20 protein-coding genes are annotated in these 17624 nt (G+C 68.5%); 10 read left to right on the forward strand and 10 right to left on the reverse strand.

Features of this window, described 5'->3' with window-relative positions:
- On the forward strand, positions 1-351 hold a 351-nt coding region (locus AC1DGD_RS00005; RefSeq protein ID WP_476855499.1), incomplete at its 5' end, for an enolase C-terminal domain-like protein.
- Positions 352-505: 154 nt separating this feature from the next.
- On the opposite strand, the gene AC1DGD_RS00010 is transcribed toward AC1DGD_RS00005, so the two are convergent.
- The 3 genes from AC1DGD_RS00010 to AC1DGD_RS00020 form a co-directional block, all read right to left on the reverse strand.
- Positions 506-715, reverse strand: coding sequence for a hypothetical protein (locus AC1DGD_RS00010; RefSeq protein WP_028276129.1), 210 nt, complete (start codon positions 713-715; stop codon positions 506-508).
- Positions 716-917: 202 nt separating this feature from the next.
- Positions 918-2084, reverse strand: a complete 1167-nt coding sequence (locus tag AC1DGD_RS00015) for a cyclase family protein (RefSeq protein WP_476855500.1) — start codon at positions 2082-2084, stop codon at positions 918-920.
- Positions 2081-3739, reverse strand: coding sequence for a purine-cytosine permease family protein (locus tag AC1DGD_RS00020; RefSeq protein WP_476855501.1), 1659 nt, complete (start codon positions 3737-3739; stop codon positions 2081-2083). The genes AC1DGD_RS00015 and AC1DGD_RS00020 overlap by 4 nt, the downstream gene beginning before the upstream one ends.
- Before the next feature lie 234 nt (positions 3740-3973).
- Here AC1DGD_RS00020 and AC1DGD_RS00025 point away from each other — a divergent pair, with 234 nt between their 5' ends.
- On the forward strand, positions 3974-4756 hold the full coding sequence (locus AC1DGD_RS00025; RefSeq protein ID WP_230007696.1) for a phosphatase PAP2 family protein: 783 nt from the start codon (positions 3974-3976) through the stop codon (positions 4754-4756).
- Positions 4757-4762: 6 nt separating this feature from the next.
- Here AC1DGD_RS00025 and AC1DGD_RS00030 read toward each other — a convergent pair whose 3' ends face one another.
- Positions 4763-5050 carry a MerR family transcriptional regulator gene (locus AC1DGD_RS00030; protein WP_028276131.1) on the reverse strand — a complete coding sequence of 96 codons (288 nt, stop codon included), beginning with the start codon at positions 5048-5050 and terminating at the stop codon, positions 4763-4765.
- Positions 5051-5190: 140 nt separating this feature from the next.
- Between AC1DGD_RS00030 and AC1DGD_RS00035 the strand changes: the two genes are divergently transcribed.
- From AC1DGD_RS00035 to AC1DGD_RS00045, 3 genes are all read left to right on the forward strand, one after another.
- Positions 5191-5619: an Hsp20/alpha crystallin family protein gene (locus AC1DGD_RS00035; RefSeq protein WP_290370254.1), complete on the forward strand. Its 429-nt coding sequence runs from the start codon at positions 5191-5193 to the stop codon at positions 5617-5619.
- A 65-nt stretch (positions 5620-5684) separates the two neighbouring features.
- Positions 5685-6059, forward strand: coding sequence for a J domain-containing protein (locus tag AC1DGD_RS00040; RefSeq protein ID WP_476855502.1), 375 nt, complete (start codon positions 5685-5687; stop codon positions 6057-6059).
- Between the two features lie 93 nt (positions 6060-6152).
- Positions 6153-6542: a hypothetical protein gene (locus AC1DGD_RS00045; RefSeq protein ID WP_230007693.1), complete on the forward strand. Its 390-nt coding sequence runs from the start codon at positions 6153-6155 to the stop codon at positions 6540-6542.
- Between the two features lie 26 nt (positions 6543-6568).
- Here the strand turns inward: AC1DGD_RS00045 and AC1DGD_RS00050 are convergent, their stop codons facing one another.
- A complete protein-coding gene (locus tag AC1DGD_RS00050) occupies positions 6569-7117 on the reverse strand; it encodes a TspO/MBR family protein (protein WP_230007698.1) in 549 nt (182 codons plus the stop codon).
- A gap of 123 nt (positions 7118-7240) precedes the next feature.
- Here AC1DGD_RS00050 and AC1DGD_RS00055 point away from each other — a divergent pair, with 123 nt between their 5' ends.
- Positions 7241-8779, forward strand: coding sequence for a GH1 family beta-glucosidase (locus AC1DGD_RS00055; RefSeq protein ID WP_476855503.1), 1539 nt, complete (start codon positions 7241-7243; stop codon positions 8777-8779).
- 21 nt (positions 8780-8800) lie between these two features.
- Here the strand turns inward: AC1DGD_RS00055 and AC1DGD_RS00060 are convergent, their stop codons facing one another.
- Complete coding sequence (locus AC1DGD_RS00060) at positions 8801-9868, reverse strand: App1 family protein (protein WP_230010202.1); 1068 nt, start codon at positions 9866-9868, stop codon at positions 8801-8803.
- 90 nt (positions 9869-9958) lie between these two features.
- On the reverse strand, positions 9959-10699 hold the full coding sequence (locus tag AC1DGD_RS00065) for a DUF72 domain-containing protein (RefSeq protein ID WP_476855504.1): 741 nt from the start codon (positions 10697-10699) through the stop codon (positions 9959-9961).
- An 89-nt stretch (positions 10700-10788) separates the two neighbouring features.
- On the opposite strand from AC1DGD_RS00065, the gene AC1DGD_RS00070 reads away from it, so the two are divergent.
- The 4 genes from AC1DGD_RS00070 to AC1DGD_RS00085 all read left to right on the forward strand — a co-directional run bounded on the left by AC1DGD_RS00070 (position 10789) and on the right by AC1DGD_RS00085 (position 14347).
- Positions 10789-12576: a glycoside hydrolase family 15 protein gene (locus AC1DGD_RS00070; protein WP_476850261.1), complete on the forward strand. Its 1788-nt coding sequence runs from the start codon at positions 10789-10791 to the stop codon at positions 12574-12576.
- Positions 12577-12730: 154 nt separating this feature from the next.
- Positions 12731-13036, forward strand: coding sequence for a hypothetical protein (locus AC1DGD_RS00075; protein ID WP_223913587.1), 306 nt, complete (start codon positions 12731-12733; stop codon positions 13034-13036).
- 63 nt (positions 13037-13099) lie between these two features.
- Complete coding sequence (locus tag AC1DGD_RS00080) at positions 13100-13417, forward strand: hypothetical protein (RefSeq protein WP_476855505.1); 318 nt, start codon at positions 13100-13102, stop codon at positions 13415-13417.
- Between the two features lie 168 nt (positions 13418-13585).
- Positions 13586-14347, forward strand: coding sequence for an SDR family oxidoreductase (locus tag AC1DGD_RS00085; RefSeq protein WP_223913589.1), 762 nt, complete (start codon positions 13586-13588; stop codon positions 14345-14347).
- A gap of 60 nt (positions 14348-14407) precedes the next feature.
- Here the strand turns inward: AC1DGD_RS00085 and AC1DGD_RS00090 are convergent, their stop codons facing one another.
- From AC1DGD_RS00090 to AC1DGD_RS00100, 3 genes are read right to left on the reverse strand one after another with little or no spacing between them, the layout of a single operon-like run.
- On the reverse strand, positions 14408-14824 hold the full coding sequence (locus AC1DGD_RS00090) for a sterol carrier family protein (RefSeq protein WP_476855506.1): 417 nt from the start codon (positions 14822-14824) through the stop codon (positions 14408-14410).
- A gap of 13 nt (positions 14825-14837) precedes the next feature.
- On the reverse strand, positions 14838-15854 hold the full coding sequence (locus AC1DGD_RS00095; protein ID WP_079555582.1) for an asparaginase: 1017 nt from the start codon (positions 15852-15854) through the stop codon (positions 14838-14840).
- Between the two features lie 36 nt (positions 15855-15890).
- Positions 15891-17465, reverse strand: a complete 1575-nt coding sequence (locus AC1DGD_RS00100) for a molybdopterin-dependent oxidoreductase (RefSeq protein WP_476855507.1) — start codon at positions 17463-17465, stop codon at positions 15891-15893.
- Positions 17466-17624: the final 159 nt, after the last annotated feature.

A 17624-nucleotide genomic window follows, 5' to 3' on the forward strand; every position in this document is an offset into this window, starting at 1 on the left:
ACCCACTTCGGCGGGATCAGCCCGCTGAAGAAGGTGATGGACTACGCCGCGCAGTACCAGGTCAAGTCCGGCTTCCACGGCCCCACCGACATCTCCCCGGTCGGGTTCGCCGCGCAGCTGCACGTGGGCCTGGCGATCCACAACTACGGGATCCAGGAATACATGCAGCACTCGGATGCGACCAACGAGGTCTTCGAACAATCCATGACCTTCGTCGACGGCTACCTGCACCCCGGCGAGGCGCCCGGCATCGGCGTCGAATTCAACGAAGAAGCCGCCGCCGCGTTCCCCTACCAGCAGGCCTACCTGCCCTACAACCGCCTCGTCGACGGCACCGTCCATGACTGGTAACCCGAGGACCGGTAAACCGTCCACGACGGGTAACTGGCACTGACGGATGGCAGTGCCTTAAGCACCAAAAAGGTCCCGGGCGGCGAGTCGATGCTCAGCCGCCCGGGACCTGGCTCTTTTGAGTCCGGCTCTCAGCGTCCGGTTTGCTGGTTGCTTAGTGAACCTGTTCCCGGGTCATGCCGAAGGGGACCTGGTCGGAGAGGGCCGCGGTGTAGTGGCCCGGCTTGTGCCGCGTGAGCAAAATGCCGTGCGTCCCGGTTGTCATGGCGAGCTGCTGCAGCCCGCGGACGGCGTCGTTGAGTCGGTCGTCGAGCACGCGCCGGTTGTCGACCTGGATCTCAATGGGCTCGGTAATGGTGGTCATCGCTCTGTCTTTCTTGGAGTACTTCTAGTCGGCCCCAATGGATTCAGGAACAGTAACGTCATATTTATTGGCCCGTCAAATCACCACGCCGCATGTGCGCGTGGCCCGTGCGGACGCCAAATGCCCGCAGATTGCGGCCCGGGCGGCTGACCTGCAGATCCACCCAGGCCCGGGTGGTCCCAGTGAGTCTAATCACCCGGCATCACTGCGGGCAGGCCGAAAGATGCTCGTGGACGCAAACAATGCCTCCGTCGGAGGCGCGGGAGAAGATGATGGTCTCCCGTTCATCGCTCGTATCCCGGCCACCGTCCCGGTCAACCCGGACCGTCGTGGCCACGCGGTGCGAAAACACCGCGGTAGCACCGAGGAGCTGGATATCCTGCTCGCTGCTCCGGCATTCGAGCACACGCCAACCACCGGCGAGCCAGCTGTCCCAAAGGGTGCGGTAGGCGGAGCGGGACCCAAGGCGCCGGGCTTCCGGATGGAAGATGAAGGTCGCCTCCGGGCTGAAGGCCGCAAAGTAGGCCTCGGTGTCCGTGGCGGCGAAGGCGGCGACCAGGCGGCCGGCTGCCTCCTGGACCTCTTCGCGGCTGAGGGCGCGGGGCGCTGCCGGCTGCAGCGCCGCAGCCGGCAGCGGCCGGCCCACGGCCCGGATCGGGGCGCCGTCGGCCCCGGGGATATTGAGGGGAAAGAGGAAGAGCTCGACGTCGGATCCTGCGTCTGTGGCCCGCTGGACCTGCTCCAGTCCGGTGAGGTTTTCCACGATGATGCAGCCGTTTCCGGCCAGGATGTCGTGGGCGGGGAAGCCGCCGCCGGCCGGGTTGCCGTGCTGGTTGCCCTGCTGGTCGCCGTGCGTGGCGCCGGGGGAGGTTGGATCCACGCTGAGGGCATCCAGGCCTACGGCGCGGTAGCCGCGGTCCACGATCAGTTGCGCCGCCGCAGGCTCCAGCCATGGGTGCTTGAGGTACTCCTCCGTTCCCCACGCCGCTGCGCAGCCGGTGTGCAGCAGGAGGATCTTATCGGGATTGTCCGGATTTCCAGGTTCCGCAGGATTTCCGGCGGAGCCCGCCGGGGCGATCCCCGCCAGGTGCGCGGCGGTGATGGCGCCGCCGCGGGCCACGTCCCGGACATCCACGATTTCGGCGACGCCGCCGAAAAGGGACAGCGGCAATTCGTCCAAAGCTGCCCAGCCGTCGCCCACATGCAGGGGTGCGTCGGCGTGGGTACCCGAATGGGAGCCGAGCCCGAGCGAGAGCACGTTGGCGCCGTCGGCCTCCACGGTCAGTGCCGATGCGATCCGGACCTCCGGGTCGCCGGGATAGACAGGCATTCCGGTGCGCAGCGGAACGCTGAGATCGAACCACGTCACCGTTGGCCCACCAGTTCCGTGTCGAAGTCGCCGTGCAAGCCCGGCGCGGCTGCCTCCGGTGTTCCGGCAGCGACGGTGTTTCCAGCCGCATCGATGACCGGCGGCACCGGGGTGTCCTTCGAGGGGATCCAGCGCGGCCCGGCCGCCGGGAACACTCCGCGCGGCTCCGGGAAGATCCACAGCAGCCCGAGGTAGAGGACAGCGGCAAGCCCCAGCGATGCCGGCAGACTGATGTCCACACCGCCGGCCAGGTTGCCCAGGGGCCCCTGGAACTGGCCGGGCATGTTCACCATGCTCAACCCGGCGGCGGCGCTGACCAGCCAGGCCGTCATGCCGCGCAGGTTCCAGCCGTGGTTGAACCAGTACCGTCCGCCGGTGTGGCGCCGGTTGAACACCTGGAGGGCATCGGCGTCGTACCAGCCGCGGCGGGTGATGAAACCGATGATCATCACCACCATCCAGGGCGCGGTGCAGGTCACGATCAGGGTGGCGAACGTGGAAATGCTCTGGACGAGGTTGAAGGCGAAGCGGCCGGCGAAGATGAAGGCGATCGCCAGGACCCCGATGAACAGGGTGGCCTGGACCCGGTTGAACCTCGGGAAGACGCTGCTGAAGTCAAGGCCGGTCCCGTACAGCGAGGACGCCCCGGTGGACATGCCGCCGATCAGGGCGATGGCGCAGAGCGGGATGAAGTACCAGGCCGGGGAGACCGCCAGCAGGCCGCCGACGTAGTTCGGCGCCGCCGGGTCCATGAATTCCGGCGCCTTGGTGGCGATGATGGACGCCGTGGCCAGGCCAAAGACGAACGGAATAAGGGTGGCCAGCTGGGCCAGCAGCGCCGCGCCCATGACTTTGCGCTTCGGGGTGGCGGTGGGGATGTAGCGCGCCCAGTCGCCCAGGAACGCGCCGAAGGAGATGGGGTTGGACATGACGATCAGTGCCGCGCCGATGAACGCCGGGATGAACCCTGCGACGCCGACGCCGTCGAATCCGGTGCCGAAGGCACCCTCGAAGTTCAGGTTGAGGTCGCCCGCGAAGGCGATGAACCCGACAACGAACAGCAGGGTGGCCGCGGTGACGGCAATCTTGTTCACGAGCAGCATGAACTTGAACCCGTAGACGCAGACCACCAGAACGAGTCCACCGAAGAGGCCGTAGGCGACGGCGAACGAGCCCATGTCCTGCGGCAGGCCAACGAGCCGGTTCAGCCCGCCGACCAGGGCATCGCCGGAGCTCCAGACCGAGATGGAGAAAAATGCCAGCGCGGTCAGCAGTGACAGGAATGATCCGACCACCCGGCCGTGCACGCCCAGGTGGGCGGAGGAGGACACCGCGTTGTTGGTTCCGTTCGTGGGGCCGAAGACGGCCATGGGCGCCAGCAGGAGGGCGCCGACAACCAGGCCCGTCACCGTCGCGGCGAGCCCCTGCCAGAACGACAGGCCGAACAGGATCGGAAATGCGCCCAGGAAGGCGGTGGCAAAGGTGTTGGCTCCGCCGAACGAAACCCTGAACAAGTCAAAGGCGCTGGCATTGCGGTCCTTTTCGGGGATCCGCTCAATGCCGTAGGTCTCCACGTCGGTGACCTTGCCGCGGTTCCGCCTTGCGCCGGCGCCGTCAGGCTTTTCCTCGACCATGTTGTTCTCCATCCAGCTCATCATTGATTCCTAAGAGTTGCTTTATAAGCATCACAAGTTGTGTTGGAGGCTACACTGTGAAGCGGCTCACAGCAAGGCCCTGCCCTGTCCGGCCGGCGGGTTACGCAACCGGCCGCCGGCCCGGGACCATCCCGCGGGAAGCCCGGGCGGCCCATGTGCCCGCCGCCCGGTAAATAACAGGGATAATCTTCAACGGGGACCATCCACAACACGGCGCAAAGGCGGCACAGCGACATGGCACAGGCTCAAGCAGGCAAACCCCAGGGACGGTGGCGGACCTTCCACGAAAAGTTCGTCGTGGAGGAGCGCTTCATGAGCGTGACGGCGCGCCGGAATCTCTACCGGACCGCCGTCGTGCTGATGATCGCGGGCGCCGTGCTGTTCGTGGTAATCCTCGCCGGAGTCCTGCAGCACGCCGGCATCTCGGCAGCGGATGAGCCCGTGCGGACCTGGCTCCTGACCCTGCGCGCGGAACCCACCACCATCATCATGATCATCCTGGCGATCATCTTCGGCCCCATCGGCCTGCCAATCATCGTCCTGATCGTGACGGTGGCCTGGGGCCTGATCGCCAAGCATGCCTGGCGGCCGATGCTCCTGGCCGGTGCCATGCTGACCGGCGTCATTCTGGCGCAGATTATCGGCCACATCGTCGAACGCCACCGGCCTCCGATCGACCTCATGCTCTTCGGCGCAGACTCCACGTTCTCGTTTCCGTCCGGCCACGTCCTCGGCGCGTGCGACTTCCTGCTGGTGACCACGTACCTGGTCTTTTCGCGCCGGAAGAACCCCATGTCCGCTGTTATCGCCTTCATCGTGGCGGGGATCGGCATCTTCTTCGCCGCCGTCAGCCGCCTGTACCTCGGCTACCACTGGATGACCGATGCCCTGGGCGCCTTCTCGATCTCGCTCGTGATCCTGGGCGGCGTCATTGCGCTGGACACCTGGCGGACGGCGCGGATTCCGGGCGAACAGGTCACCGGGACGCTCTCCACCGCCGACACCAGCCAGGACTGAGCCCCGTCAGCGGCTGCGCGCCCGCTTGAGTTCGGCCCGCAGCCGGGCGTTGGCGGCCTCGAGTTCCATCACCTTGGCCACGCCGGCCAGGTTAAGCCCTTCTGCCAGGAGCTGGCCGATCCGCCGCAGCACCACAAGGTCTGCGTCGCTGTACTGCCGGGTGCCACCCGCGGTGCGGTCCGGCGCGAGGAGCCCCCGGCGCTCGTAGAGCCGGATATTCTGCTGCCCCGTGCCCACCAGCTGCGCCACGACCGAGATGGCGTACAGGCCTGAATTCGCGCCTCGGTCCGCCATGGTCTTCCTCCCGTTCCGGCCGGAAATTCCCTTGCATCAGTGTTTCACCGGTGCTATAAAAAATCTATACCCGCCACCACAGAAAACTTGAGGTGGGTTGTAGAAGGAATGCAGATCAAGTCTCGCTGAAGGAGTGGGAAATGATGTTGATTCGGACGGACCCGTTCCGTGACTTCGACCGGCTTGCCCAGCAGGTGTTCGGGACGGTGGCACGCCCCGCGCCCATGCCCATGGACGCATGGCAGGAAGACGGCGTATTCGTCGTCGCCTTCGATCTTCCGGGGGTCAATGTCGACTCGATCGGGCTCGACATTGAGCGCAATGTCCTGACGGTCCGGGCGGAACGGCGCGATCCGGCGCAGCCCGACGTGGAACTGATGGTCTCGGAGCGTCCCCGTGGAGTGTTCAGCCGCCAGCTGATCCTCGGCGACACCCTGGATACGGAGAACGTCAAGGCGAACTACGCCGACGGCGTCCTGACGCTCCGCATCCCGGTGGCGGAGGCGGCCAAGCCGCGGAAGATTGAAGTCACCCGTTCGCAGGACAAGATGCAGGAGATCGGGAAGTAGCCCCCGGGCCGGCGCGGCGCCCGCAGCGTCGCTCCGGCTCCGGCTCCATGCAACGGAGGCCGATCATGCCCGGCAGGAACCCTGATCCCCGAGGCTACTACGCGCTATTGCACGTCTCGCCGGAGGCGGGCCGGCAGGAGATTGGCCGCGCCTTCCGGGCGCTGATGCGCCGGCACCATCCCGACGTCGGCCAGTCTGACGTCGATCCTCCCGATGTCGGCGCCATTCTGCACGCTTTCGCCGTGCTGCGGGACGCCAGGAGCCGGGCGGAGTACGACGCCGGCCGCTGGCGTTCCGCCGTCGAGGCCGTCGAGGACGACACCTTCCAGCACCGGAACGACCATGCCGGCCAAGGCAGCCGCGACATCCCGGTGCGCATCATCCGGCGTCGGGATCCCCTTGTGCGCGTGCTCCCCGTCCGCTGGGAACCCGGGCCGTGACGGGGAAACTCTCCTGGCCAGGCCGCTGACCCGGGCAGGAACCCACCCAGCAGTTACATCCAGCAGCCCCATCCACTGAGGAGGAGACCAGCCATGAGCGCATGGCGCCGCTACGATTCGCACCTTATGCCGGTGTTCCACGAGCGCTTCGAAGCGCGCTGGGGCGAGGGAACGGCGCCGTTCCTGGACCCGGAGGCGCATGAGGCCCCGTTGCCCCGTGCGCAATGGATCAACATCGACACGGGTGCGGCGCTGGCGGTGGTCCCGGTCTGGACAGATGAAGACAGCCAGCACCGGTCCTTCGGCGTGTTCTACCTGCCGCCCGCGGGTGATATCTGGGTGCTGAGGCCCGGCTTCACGGAGTATCTGGAACCCTCGCTGGATGAGGCTGAGCAGCTCGTGACGCTGCGGAACGATGCCTTCCGCAAGGCCGTGGAGCACGCCAAAGTCTTCCTGTTCGGGCCGGAGACGTCGCTGTTCTGAACGGCAGGGACCAGCAGATGCCAGGATCAGTTGCTGGCGGCGGCATAGGCGTTCAGGCTCAGCGAGAACACGATCCAGGAGAGGTACGGCAGCATGAGCAGGCCCGCTGCCCGGCTGATCAGGCCGAACCGGACCACCGTGACGGCGGCGGCCACCGCATGGACGGCGATGAGCAGCAGGGCCAGCCAGAGCGCGGCCCCGCCGGCCATGGGGTACATGCCGAAGAACAGGGGCGCCCAGGCGAGGTTGACGAGCAGCAGGATGGCGTAGACGGTCATGGCCCCCCGGCCGCGCCCGGAGCGAAGTCCTGTTTCCCGGCGCCAGACGAGCCACGCCGCCACTGCCATTGTCGTGTAGAGCACCGTCCAGACCGCTCCGAAGGCCCAGCCCGGCGGAGTCCACGGAGCCTTCTCTGCCGCCGCGTACCAGCCGCCGGCGTTGCCGATAATGACCAGCGACGCCACGAAGGACACCCCATGGGAGACCGCCAGGAAGCAAAGGAGGGCTGCCGTCTGCCGGCCGGGGCTGGGCGGCGCCGATGGCGGCCGGCGGTTGACGCCTTGTTCAATTTTCACGTGCACCGATCAACAGTGGCCGTTGGCATCGCGTCCGTCAAACGGCCAGGGTCGTGGCGCTCACCCCCGGGGGAGCCTAAAATCAGTCAACCAACCACCGAAACTACATAGAGGTCCCCGTCGATGAACGCTTCCGCCAAGGATCTGGCTTCCCTTCTTCCGCCCGGCTTCACCCTGGGTGTAGCGACCTCCGCCTTCCAGATCGAGGGTGCACTCGATGAAGACGGCCGCGGCCCTTCCGGATGGGATGTCTTCGCCGCGAAGCCGGGTTCGATCGTGGAGGACCAGAGTCCGGCCGTTTCCTGCGACCACTACCACCGGATGCCCGAGGACGTGGCTCTGATGAAGGAGCTGGGGATCGACTCGTACCGGTTTTCGCTGTCCTGGTCCAGGATCCAGCCCGGCGGGAGCGGGCCCGCGAACCCTGCCGGGCTGGACTTCTACGACCGGCTGATCGACCTGTTGCTCGCCAACGGCATTTCCCCCATGGCCACGCTCTACCACTGGGACACCCCATTGCCCCTGGATGAGGCCGGCGGCTGGATGAACCGTGACACGGCCTACCGGCTGGGGGACTTCGCCGCCATCGCCGCGGCTGCCTTCGGGGACCGCGTGAGGCGCTGGGTGACTGTCAACGAGCCCGCCACAGTCACCACCAACGGCTACGCCCTGGGCATGCACGCGCCCGGGGAGGCCCTCATGCTCAAGGCCCTCCCCAGCGTGCACCACCAACTGCTGGGCCACGGCCTGGCGCTCCAGGCGCTGCGCGCCGCCAAGGTGCCGGGCGACATCGGCATCACCAACGTTTACTCACCGATGGTCCCGGCCACCGCGAACCCGCTGGACAAGGTCAGTGCCGGACTCATGGATGTGGCGCAGAACCGGCTCTACGCCGATCCGGTGCTGCTCGGCAAATACCCGGATGTCATCCGGGCCGCCACCTTCTTTTCGTCGTCCTTCAGCCCGTCCAGCGAAGACATGGAGCTGATTTCCCAGCCCCTGGATTTCTACGGCCTGAACTACTACATGCCCACCCTTGTCGGGGCGGGTCCGGGTGAGGGGGCCGTGCCGCCCGGCATGGCCGAGGCCATGGGGGACGACCTCAGTGGGACACCCGGTGCGCCCTTCCACATCGCGCAGTTCCCGGACACCGAGACCACGGCCTACGGCTGGCCGGTCAAGCCCCAATACATGTCCGTCGCCCTGGCCGAGATGGCCGACCGCTACCCGGATCTGCCCCCGGTCTTCATCACCGAGGGCGGGGCCAGTTTCGAGGACGTCGTGGTCCAGCCTGTCGGGGCGAACCAACGGATAATCCCGGACGAACGGCGCCTGCGTTACCTTGCAGACCACATCGGCACGGCCCTGGAAGCGACACGTCCCGGCGGCGCCGCCGAGGCCGTCGACCTTCGCGGCTACTATGTGTGGTCCTTCATGGACAACTTCGAGTGGTCCGCCGGCTACAAGCAGCCGTTCGGTCTGGTGCACGTCGATTTCGATACCCAGGTCCGCACGCCGAAGGCCTCCTACTACTGGCTCCAGGAGGTCATTGCGGCCCGAAGCTCGGCGTCCGCCGGAGAGCCCGGCAGCGCAGCGCAGCCCGGCGGCGCCGGCGGGCAGGACGAAACCGCCGACGTCGGAGAGCCGCACCCGGCGAGCTGACGCCCCTCAAACCGGGTCAACCTAGAGCAGATCCAAGTCCTGCAGGCCCTTGGCGAGCCCCGCGCCGTCGGGCGAATAGAACCACGGGACGGAGGACTCCGAGTGGTCTCCGGTGTCGGAGTGGCCGCCGGCGAAGACGGCCTCACTGGCCGAGAGCTGCCGGATGCCGATCGCGGCCACCTGGTCCGGGTGCTTCTGCGCGAAGCCGGAGTAAATCTCTTCATCGTGCTGGCCGTTGTCGCCGAACAGCAGCCAGCGCATGTTCGGGAACTCCTGGGCCAGCAGCTCAAGGTTCCGCCGTTTGTGTTCCTGGCCGCTGCGGAACCAGCGGTCGTGCGTCAGCCCCCAGTCCGTGAGCAGCAGCGCGCCCGAGGGATAGAGGTTCCGGGCGATGAAACGGGCCAGGGTGGGAGCTGCGTTCCACGGTCCGGTGGACAGATAGATCACCGGCGCCTCCGGGTGCTCCACCTTGAGCCGATCCAGCAGGACGGCCATGCCGGGTGTCGCCATCCGGGCCCGTTCGTTCAGGACGAAGGTGTTCCACAGCGCCAGGAAGGGCCGGGGGAGGGCGGTGACCATGATGGTGTCGTCAATGTCCGAGACGATGCCGAGCCTGGTGTCCGGCGAGATCACGAAAATCCTGGCCTCGACCGGTTCCGTTCCCTCGGCGCGCAGCACGGCCGTATGCCAGCCCGGGGTCAACGCCACGTGAACCAGGGTGTCCACCAGGCCGCCGCGGTCCGCATGCACGCGGGTGGTGACGCCGCCGATCTGGATCTCCACCTCGGTGAACTGGACCGGGACGCTCGTGAACGCCCGCCAGCCGCGGAAGTTCTGGTTGCCGTTCAGGGCCAGCCGCTCCGCCTTGCCGCCGGGCACCGGCCGGCTGGTGAGGACCACGCGGCCCAGTACCCTGACCCACTCGGTCGAGCCGTAGCCCTGATAGGCGACTGTCTGCGGGCTGAACTTCCAGCGCCGGGCCGTCTTGAGCCGGAACCCGTTGACGGTGTCCGACACCCAGTGGGCGAGCCGGAAGGCCCTGTTGCCGGACACGGGCAGCTGCTGCGCTGGTTGCGAGGCCAATTCCATGCCTCCACTCTCCCACAGTGCCGGGCTCCGGCTGTGCCGGCGGGGTCCCCGGACGCGGGCCCCCGCCACGCCGGATTACCAGCGTGGCGGCTAACCCAGCAGCCCGCGCAGTGTGGCGGCGTTGCGGACGGCGTTGCCGCCGCCGTCGTTGTTGAAGTACGCGTAGACGTCTTTCCCGCCGGCCTGCCACTCGCGGATCCGGTCCGCCCACCAGCGCAGGTCGTCATCGGAATAGGATCCGCCGTACAGGACGTCGTGGTCGGGGCCGTGCAGCCGGATATAGACGAACGCCGCGGTGGCGTGCAGGACGCACGGGAGCCCGGCGCCGCTCATGATGCAGTAGGCCGCGCCGTGACGTTCCAGCAGGGCGTACACGGCGTCGTCGTCCCAGCTGGGGTGGCGGAACTCCACACAGACACGGATCCAGCCGGGCAGAGCCGCCAGGAAGTAGTCCAGCCGGGCGTCGTCGCGCGCTAAGCCCGGGGGCAGCTGGACGAGCAGCACGGCCCGCTTGTCGCCGAGTTCGTGCCAGCACCGGGTGATCCGGTCCGCCCAGACCTCGGGGGCGTAAAGCTTCTTGGCGTGCGTCAGGCCGCGGGGCGCCTTGACGGACAGGGCGAAACCGTCGGGCAGGCGGCGGCGCCAGCTGGCGAATGAGCCCTCTTTCGGCCAGCGGTAGAAGCTGGCATTCAATTCCACGGTGTCGAAGCGGGCCGCGTAATATGCCAGCCTGTCCCGGGCCGGCAGGCCCGGCGGATAGAGGACCCCGTCCCAGTGGTCATAGCTCCAGCCGGATGTGCCGATCCGCACAGCGGCCACGTGCCCTGCCATGCCCCTTCCCCTTCCGCCGACGCCATGCTCCCTCCACCGTGCTCCCTCTACCGTGCCGGGGGCGACGGCGGTGTGGCACTGTAAGTGTCATGGTACGCATCGAGGATTACGCAATGGTCGGCGATCTGCACACCGCTGCCCTGATCAGCACCGAAGGCTCCATCGACTGGCTGTGCCTGCCGCGCTTCGACTCGCCGGCCTGTTTCAGCGCCCTCCTCGATTCCCCCGCGGCCGGCCGGTGGCTCCTGGCGCCGGCGGGCGGCGGGGAATGCACGCGCCGCCGCTACCGCAAGGGCACGCTGATCCTGGAAACCGAGTGGGATTTGCCCGAGGGCAAGGTCAGGATCATTGACTTCATGCCGCCCCGCGACGAGGTGGCGGATATCGTGCGGATCGTGGTCGGTGTCCGCGGCACGGTGCGGATGCGCGGCGAACTGGCGCTCCGGTTCGACTACGGCCATATTGTGCCGTGGGTCCGCCACGACGAGCTCGGGATCCACGCCGTCGCCGGGCCTGATGCCGCCTACCTGGTGACCGAGGCGCCCCTGCGCGGTGAGCGGATGCATACCGTCAGCGACTTCACGGTCAAGGCCGGGGAGCGTGTGCCCTTCGTGCTGACCTGGAGCCCCAGCCACCTCGGCCGGCCGCGGTCGGTGAACCCGGAAACGGTCCTGGCGTCGACCGAGGAGTTCTGGCTTCGATGGTCGGCGAAGTGCACGGTCACCGGGCGCTACCGCGACGCCGTCCAGCGCTCGCTGATCACGCTCAAGGCCCTGACGTTTGCCCCGACCGGCGGGATCGTGGCCGCCGTCACGACGTCCCTGCCGGAGGAGATCGGCGGTACCCGGAACTGGGACTACCGCTTCTGCTGGCTCCGCGACGCCACGCTCACGCTGCAGGCGCTGCTCGCCGCGGGCTACACGGAGGAGGCCGGCGCGTGGCGCGACTGGCTGCTCCGCGCCATCGCCGGGGACCCGGCGGATCTGCAGATCATGTACGGGCTCCACGGCGAACGCCGGATGCCGGAGCTCGAACTGCCGTGGCTGAAGGGCTACGAAAACTCCGCTCCGGTGCGGACCGGTAACGGTGCGGCCGGCCAGCTGCAGCTCGACGTCTGGGGCGAGGTCCTCGATTGCCTGTCCCTGACCCGGAACTCCCTGCTCAAGCACACCGACGACGCCTGGGACGTCCAGGTGGCCCTCATGGAACATCTGGAGACGGCCTGGCGCCAGCCGGACAACGGGCTGTGGGAAATGCGCGGCCCGCAACGCCATTTCACGCACTCCAAGGTGATGGCCTGGGTAGCGGCGGACCGCATGGTCAAGGGCGTCCGGGACTTCGGCCTGACCGGCCCGGCGGACCGTTGGGAGGAGCTGCGTGACGCCATCCACGCCGAGGTCATGGCCAACGGGTTCGACGCCGACCGCAACACATTCGTGCAGTCCTACGGGCGGCCGGAGCTGGATGCGAGCCTCCTGCTGCTGCCCCGGGTGGGGTTCCTCCCGCCGGATGATCCGCGCATCATCGGAACCATCGATGCGGTCCAGCGCGAGTTGACGCACGACGGCTTCCTGCGACGCTACCTGCCGGCACAGAGCGATGACGGGCTGCCCGGCGAGGAGGGGGTGTTCCTGGCATGCTCCTTCTGGCTGGTCGAGGCCCTGATCGGGGCTGGCCGGCGCCATGAGGCCCGGGAGCTGTTCGAGCGCCTGCTGGCGCTGCGCAACGACGTCGGGCTCCTCAGCGAGGAGTGGGGCGTCGAGACCGGCCGGCAGCTGGGCAACACGCCGCAGGCCTTTAGCCACTTCGCCCTCGTCATGAGCGCGCTGGAACTGCATGAAGACGGCGTCCGCCGCAGCGACACCCCGCTTCCGTGATCCCCGCCGCGGCGACCGCAGTGGCCCCCGCGGCCCCGCCGCGGCGACCGCCGGCGGACGAAGGGCGGGACCTTCAGCACTTTCCCCGCACCGTAAAATAAGTACACTTACTAATATCCCGGCGGGGGATACGAGGGAACTAGGAGTGTTGCAAATGGCGGGATATTTTGAGCTCGTGGACGCGCCCGAGGGCGGCTACCGCATTCGGATGATGGACGGGGCAGGGCAACTGATGGCAGTCTCAGTGACGTTTCCCACCAAGAAAGCCGCCGTTGCCGGCGTCGCCCAGGCAAGGGAAATCGCCGGAACCGGCCTGATCAGGGACCGCAGCGCCGATGGCCGGGCCGCCGTGCCCGGATCGTCCGCCCGGGTGATCAGGGGGCGGCGCGGCGGTGCCGGGCGCTCAAACTCCACCTTGGGGGGCTCGCTGGCGGGCAAGAGGGCGCAGGCCCGTACCTGACCTGATCATCGAGTAGGCCGTTTCCCCAGCCGGTTCGCCGCGCCGAACGGTTACAGTATGGCCATGGAGCCGCGGGGGAATCGGAACACCGGCCGTGCCCGGAAGAATCTGCTGGGCCGTGTGGCGGTGCCGCTCACTGCCGCGGCCATGCTGCTCGCCGGGCTGGCCCTTCTTGCCCAGCCGGTGACGCAGGAGGACTTTGGCTGGGTAGCGTATGCTCCGGTGGCCACGGGGCCCGTTGTGCTGCAGGGGCTCATGGTCATGGGCCCGTGGATCTGGGCAGGGGTCGCGCTGATCAGCATCGGGTTGCTCCTGCTGGCGTTCTGGTCCGGCTACCGCACGGGCCGGCAGGCCCGGGACCGCGGCGACGACTCCCGCTAGGCGGCTGCCGCTCGGCCGTCCGCCCCGCGGCCGGGCTGAAGCGCCGCCAGCCGCCAGCCGACGCCCCCGAGGAGACAGCTCGCGGCGTTCCGGACGCGAAACACTGCCGTGATGTGCCGTCTCGGCGGTACGCTGGCCGGGCAGCGCCTAACCGTCGAGGAGGACCTCATGAGCCAGCACCACACCCCCGGAAGGGTCGCCGTTGTCACCGGAGCCGGTTCCGGCATCGGCCGCGCAGTGGCCAGGCTCATGCTGGCCGAGGGCTACCGGGTGGTCCTCGCGGGGCGGCGGGAAGAACCGCTCCGAGAGACCGCGGCCGGCCACCGCCAGGCGCTCGCGGTCCCGTGCGATGTCACCGTCCCCGCCGACGTCGAACGGCTTTTCGCCGCCGCGCTGGGGCAGTGGGAGCGCGTGGACGTGCTCTTCAACAACGCCGGCGTGTTCGGCCCCGCCGCCGCGGTGGACGAGATCACCGTGGAGGACTGGGACGCGACCGTCGCCGTGAACCTCACGGGGTCCCTCCTCTGCGCCGCCGCCGCCGTCCGGGCCATGAAGGCCCAGTCGCCCCAGGGCGGACGGATCATCAACAACGGGTCGGTCGCGGCGCATTCGCCCCGGCCGCGGACCGTGGCCTACACGGTGACCAAGCACGCCATCACCGGGCTGACTAAAAGCATTGACCTGGACGGCCGGGGCTTCGGCATCAGCTGCGGACAAATCGATATCGGCAACGCGGCGACGGAACTCATGGAGGAGATCGGCGTCGGCTCCGGGACCGCCCAGGCAGACGGCAGCCTGCGGGCCGAGCCGACCTTTGCGGTGCAGGACGCCGCCCGGGCCGTGCTGCTGATGGCCGGGATGCCGGCGTCGGCCAACGTGGGATCCCTCGTGGTGACGGCTGCGGGCATGCCGTTCATCGGGCGCGGCTGAGGCACGGCTGCGGGCGCGGGCGCCGGCTGGTGGGTCCTGAGGGACGCCGCCGGGGGGGGCCTAGAGGGGCAGGAGGGCGGACAGGTCCGCGCGCAGTCCCGAGGCGGCAACACGGCCGGCGGCGACGGCGTCGGCCCAGCTCAATCGTCCGCTGACCATCGCCAGCCAGGTGTCGGCGTCGCACTCGATGACGTTTGGCGGGGTGCCGCGCGTGTGCCGCGGGCCCTCCACACACTGGGTGACGCCGAACGGCGGGACGCGCACCTCCACGGAGTTCCCGGGCGCCCGCGCGGTGACTTCCTCCAGGCAGTAGCGCACCGCCGTCGCGATCGTCGTGCGCGGGACGGCGCCGGGTCCTCCAGAGCCCGGGACCCCGGCCGGCACGTTCGGGCCCGGAGCGGGCGCGGTGGCTTCCTGCCACGCGGCGAGGGCCGCGCGGCCCTCGTCCACGGCGATTCGACGGCGCGATACAGCCACTTTCCCGAGTCTCCTAGTCCAGCAGTGCCGCGACGGCCCGCCCGAGCCGGATCTTGCCTACCGGGCGTCCCCCGCCCAGTACCGGGTCCACCACCTTGTCCAGGACGCTGGACACTTCAGGGATTTCGACGGCGCCGGAGGCCGCGAGGAGCGTCAGCCCGACCAGCGTGGTGGCCCGGATGTTGCCGTCGAGCATCTTGATGGCAACCGAGACGCCCTGGCGGGTGGCCATGACCAGGACGCCCTCGGCGCCGATCTTGGCCAGGATGCCGAGTTCGTCCATGACGATCGTGTTGGCCTGCCCGCGCCCCTGGACGGCCCACGGGTAGTCCAGCATGGACGTGGCAATGGTGGCTGCCCGCGCGTTCGAGTTCTTGTCGCCCGGGGCCTTGGCCAGCTTCGAGTAGGCCCGGGCCAGGCCGATCAGGGAGACGGCGGCAACCGGCGCGCCGCAGCCGTCGATGCCCAGGTGGGTGATGCGTTCGCCGCAGTACTCCTCGATCACGGAGCGGATGCGCTGCTGCAGCGGGTGGTTGGGTTCGAGGTAGCTGTTCTTGTCCCAGCCGTTCTCCGTGCACGCCCAAAGGAACGCGGCGTGTTTGCCCGAACAGTTGAAGGCCAGCCGGGACTTGCCCCGCTCGGTCTGGACGAGCCAGTTCCGGGCGGTCTCATCCTGGGGCCAGTCGGCCGGGCACTGCAGCTGGTCTTCCTTGGCCCCGGCCGCCTTGAGCATGCCCTCGACCACGTCCATGTGATCCAGGGATCCGACGTGGCTGCCGCACGCGATGGCCACCTGGGCGCCCCGCAGGGGCACGCCGGACTGCATCGAGGCCAGGGCCTGCAACGGTTTGAGCGTGGACCGGGCAAAGATCGGGGCGTTCACATCGCCGAGCTCGATCACTACCGTCCCGTCCGCGGCCAGCACCACGGCCGAGCCGATGTGGCGGGACTCCACGAAGCCGCTGCGTTCGATGACTGCCAGTTCGACGGCGGAGTCGACTGTGAATGTTGCATGCGGGTTCAAAGCCATGCTGCAAGTCTATGGTGCCCGGTGCTGATACCCCGGTTATTCCACGGTCACCATCACCGACTGCCAGCCGGAGGCGCCGTCCGGAACCGGATCCGCCCGCTTGTCCGTCTGGACCTCGCCCTTGCCGTCCGTGGCGCGCACCTTGATGTAGTGCGGGCCCGGCGTGGCATCCCAGTCCAGGGACCACTGCCGCCACGTGATGAGGGAGGCCTCGTCGGAGAGTACCGCCTCGGTCCAGGGCCCGCTGTCGATCTGCACCTCGACCTTGGTGATCCCGCGGGTCTGGGCCCACGCGGTGCCGCCGATGGCGATCTTTCCGGCGGGGACCTTGGCGAAGGACTTGGGCACCTCGACCCGCGCCATGGTCTTGATCGGGCCGCGTTCGGACCAGCCGCGCTGGGTCCAGTACGCCTTGCTGTCAGTGAACCGGGTCACCTCCAGGTCCACCACCCACTTGGTGGCGGAGACGAAGCCGTACAGGCCTGGAACCACCATCCGCACCGGGTAGCCGTGCTCGAGCGGGAGCGCCTCGCCGTTCATGCCGATCGCCAGCATCGCGTCGCGATCGTCCTGGAGGACCTCCAAGGGGGTGGAGGCGCTGAAGCCGTCAGCCGAGGTGGAAAGCACCATGTCCGCGCCCTGTGTGGGGCGGGCCAGCTTCAGGGCGTCGCGGATGGGCATGCCCAGCCATTTGGCGTTGCCGGCCAGGTTGCCGCCGACCGGGTTGGACACGCAGGTCAGGGACACATGGGATTCGATGAGCTGGGCGTCGAGCAGGTCCTGGAAGGTAAGCCGGACCTCCTGTTCCACGAGACCGTGGATGCGCAGTTCCCAGTCCTGGACGTTGATCTCCGGCACGCTCAGCGCCGTGTCGATCCGGTAGAAGTCCTTGTTCGGGGTCAGCCACGGCGTGACGCCGGGCGCCTTGGACTGGACCCCGGCCGGGACCGCGGCGGCGGCCTTGGCGGGCGCGGGCAGCTGCAGCGACTCGCGGGCCGCGGCCACGTTGCTGCGGGCCGCGCTCAGCAGGCGTCCGCCGGTGGCGGCGACGGCCGAGGCGGCCGCGGTGATGCCGGCGGCGGCGAAGAACCCGCGCCGAGTGGTCGCCGGACGCTCGGGTTCCTTCGCGGCGACGTCCGCGGCCCGGTCCGGCCATTCCTGCATCCGCCACAGCCGGGTGATCAGAAGCCGCAGCACCACCAGCCCGGCGACGGTGCCGATCAGGGAGGGAATGGCATCGATCGGCTTGACGCTGGCCCGCGTCACCACGCTGCCGACGATCACGGCGCCCATCAGCACCACCCCTGCCACCCCCAGGGCCCATTTCCGGTACGCCACGATGCCGAGCACGCACGCCAGGAGCAGGATCGTGACCGCCATGCCGACGAACAGCGCGGCCTTGTCGTTGGTGCCGAACGTTTCGACGGCGAAGTTCTTCATCCACAGCGGCGTGAAGTCGATGAACGTCGATCCCAGCGCAATCAGGGGCGTCGCCCGTGTGGTGAAAAACGCCCCGATCAGTTCCGCGACGGACAGGACGACGGCGGCCGCAGCCACTCCGGCCACCGCGGCCAGGGCTGTGGCGCCGCGGGACCGCTTGCTGGGCTTCATGCTGGGTTTGTTCATACATGCCATTCGTAGCCGCGCGCCCCGCGGATTGTCCGGCGCCGGGCCTGGTTCCGGGCGTGTGCGCATGCCCTCCTGCCGGACCCTGGCGTGGACATGCCCCGCGGTCCCCGGGACATGTCCAGTCTTGGGACCCGGGCGTGG

It is taken from the genome of Arthrobacter sp. 05T45 (assembly GCF_056395875.1).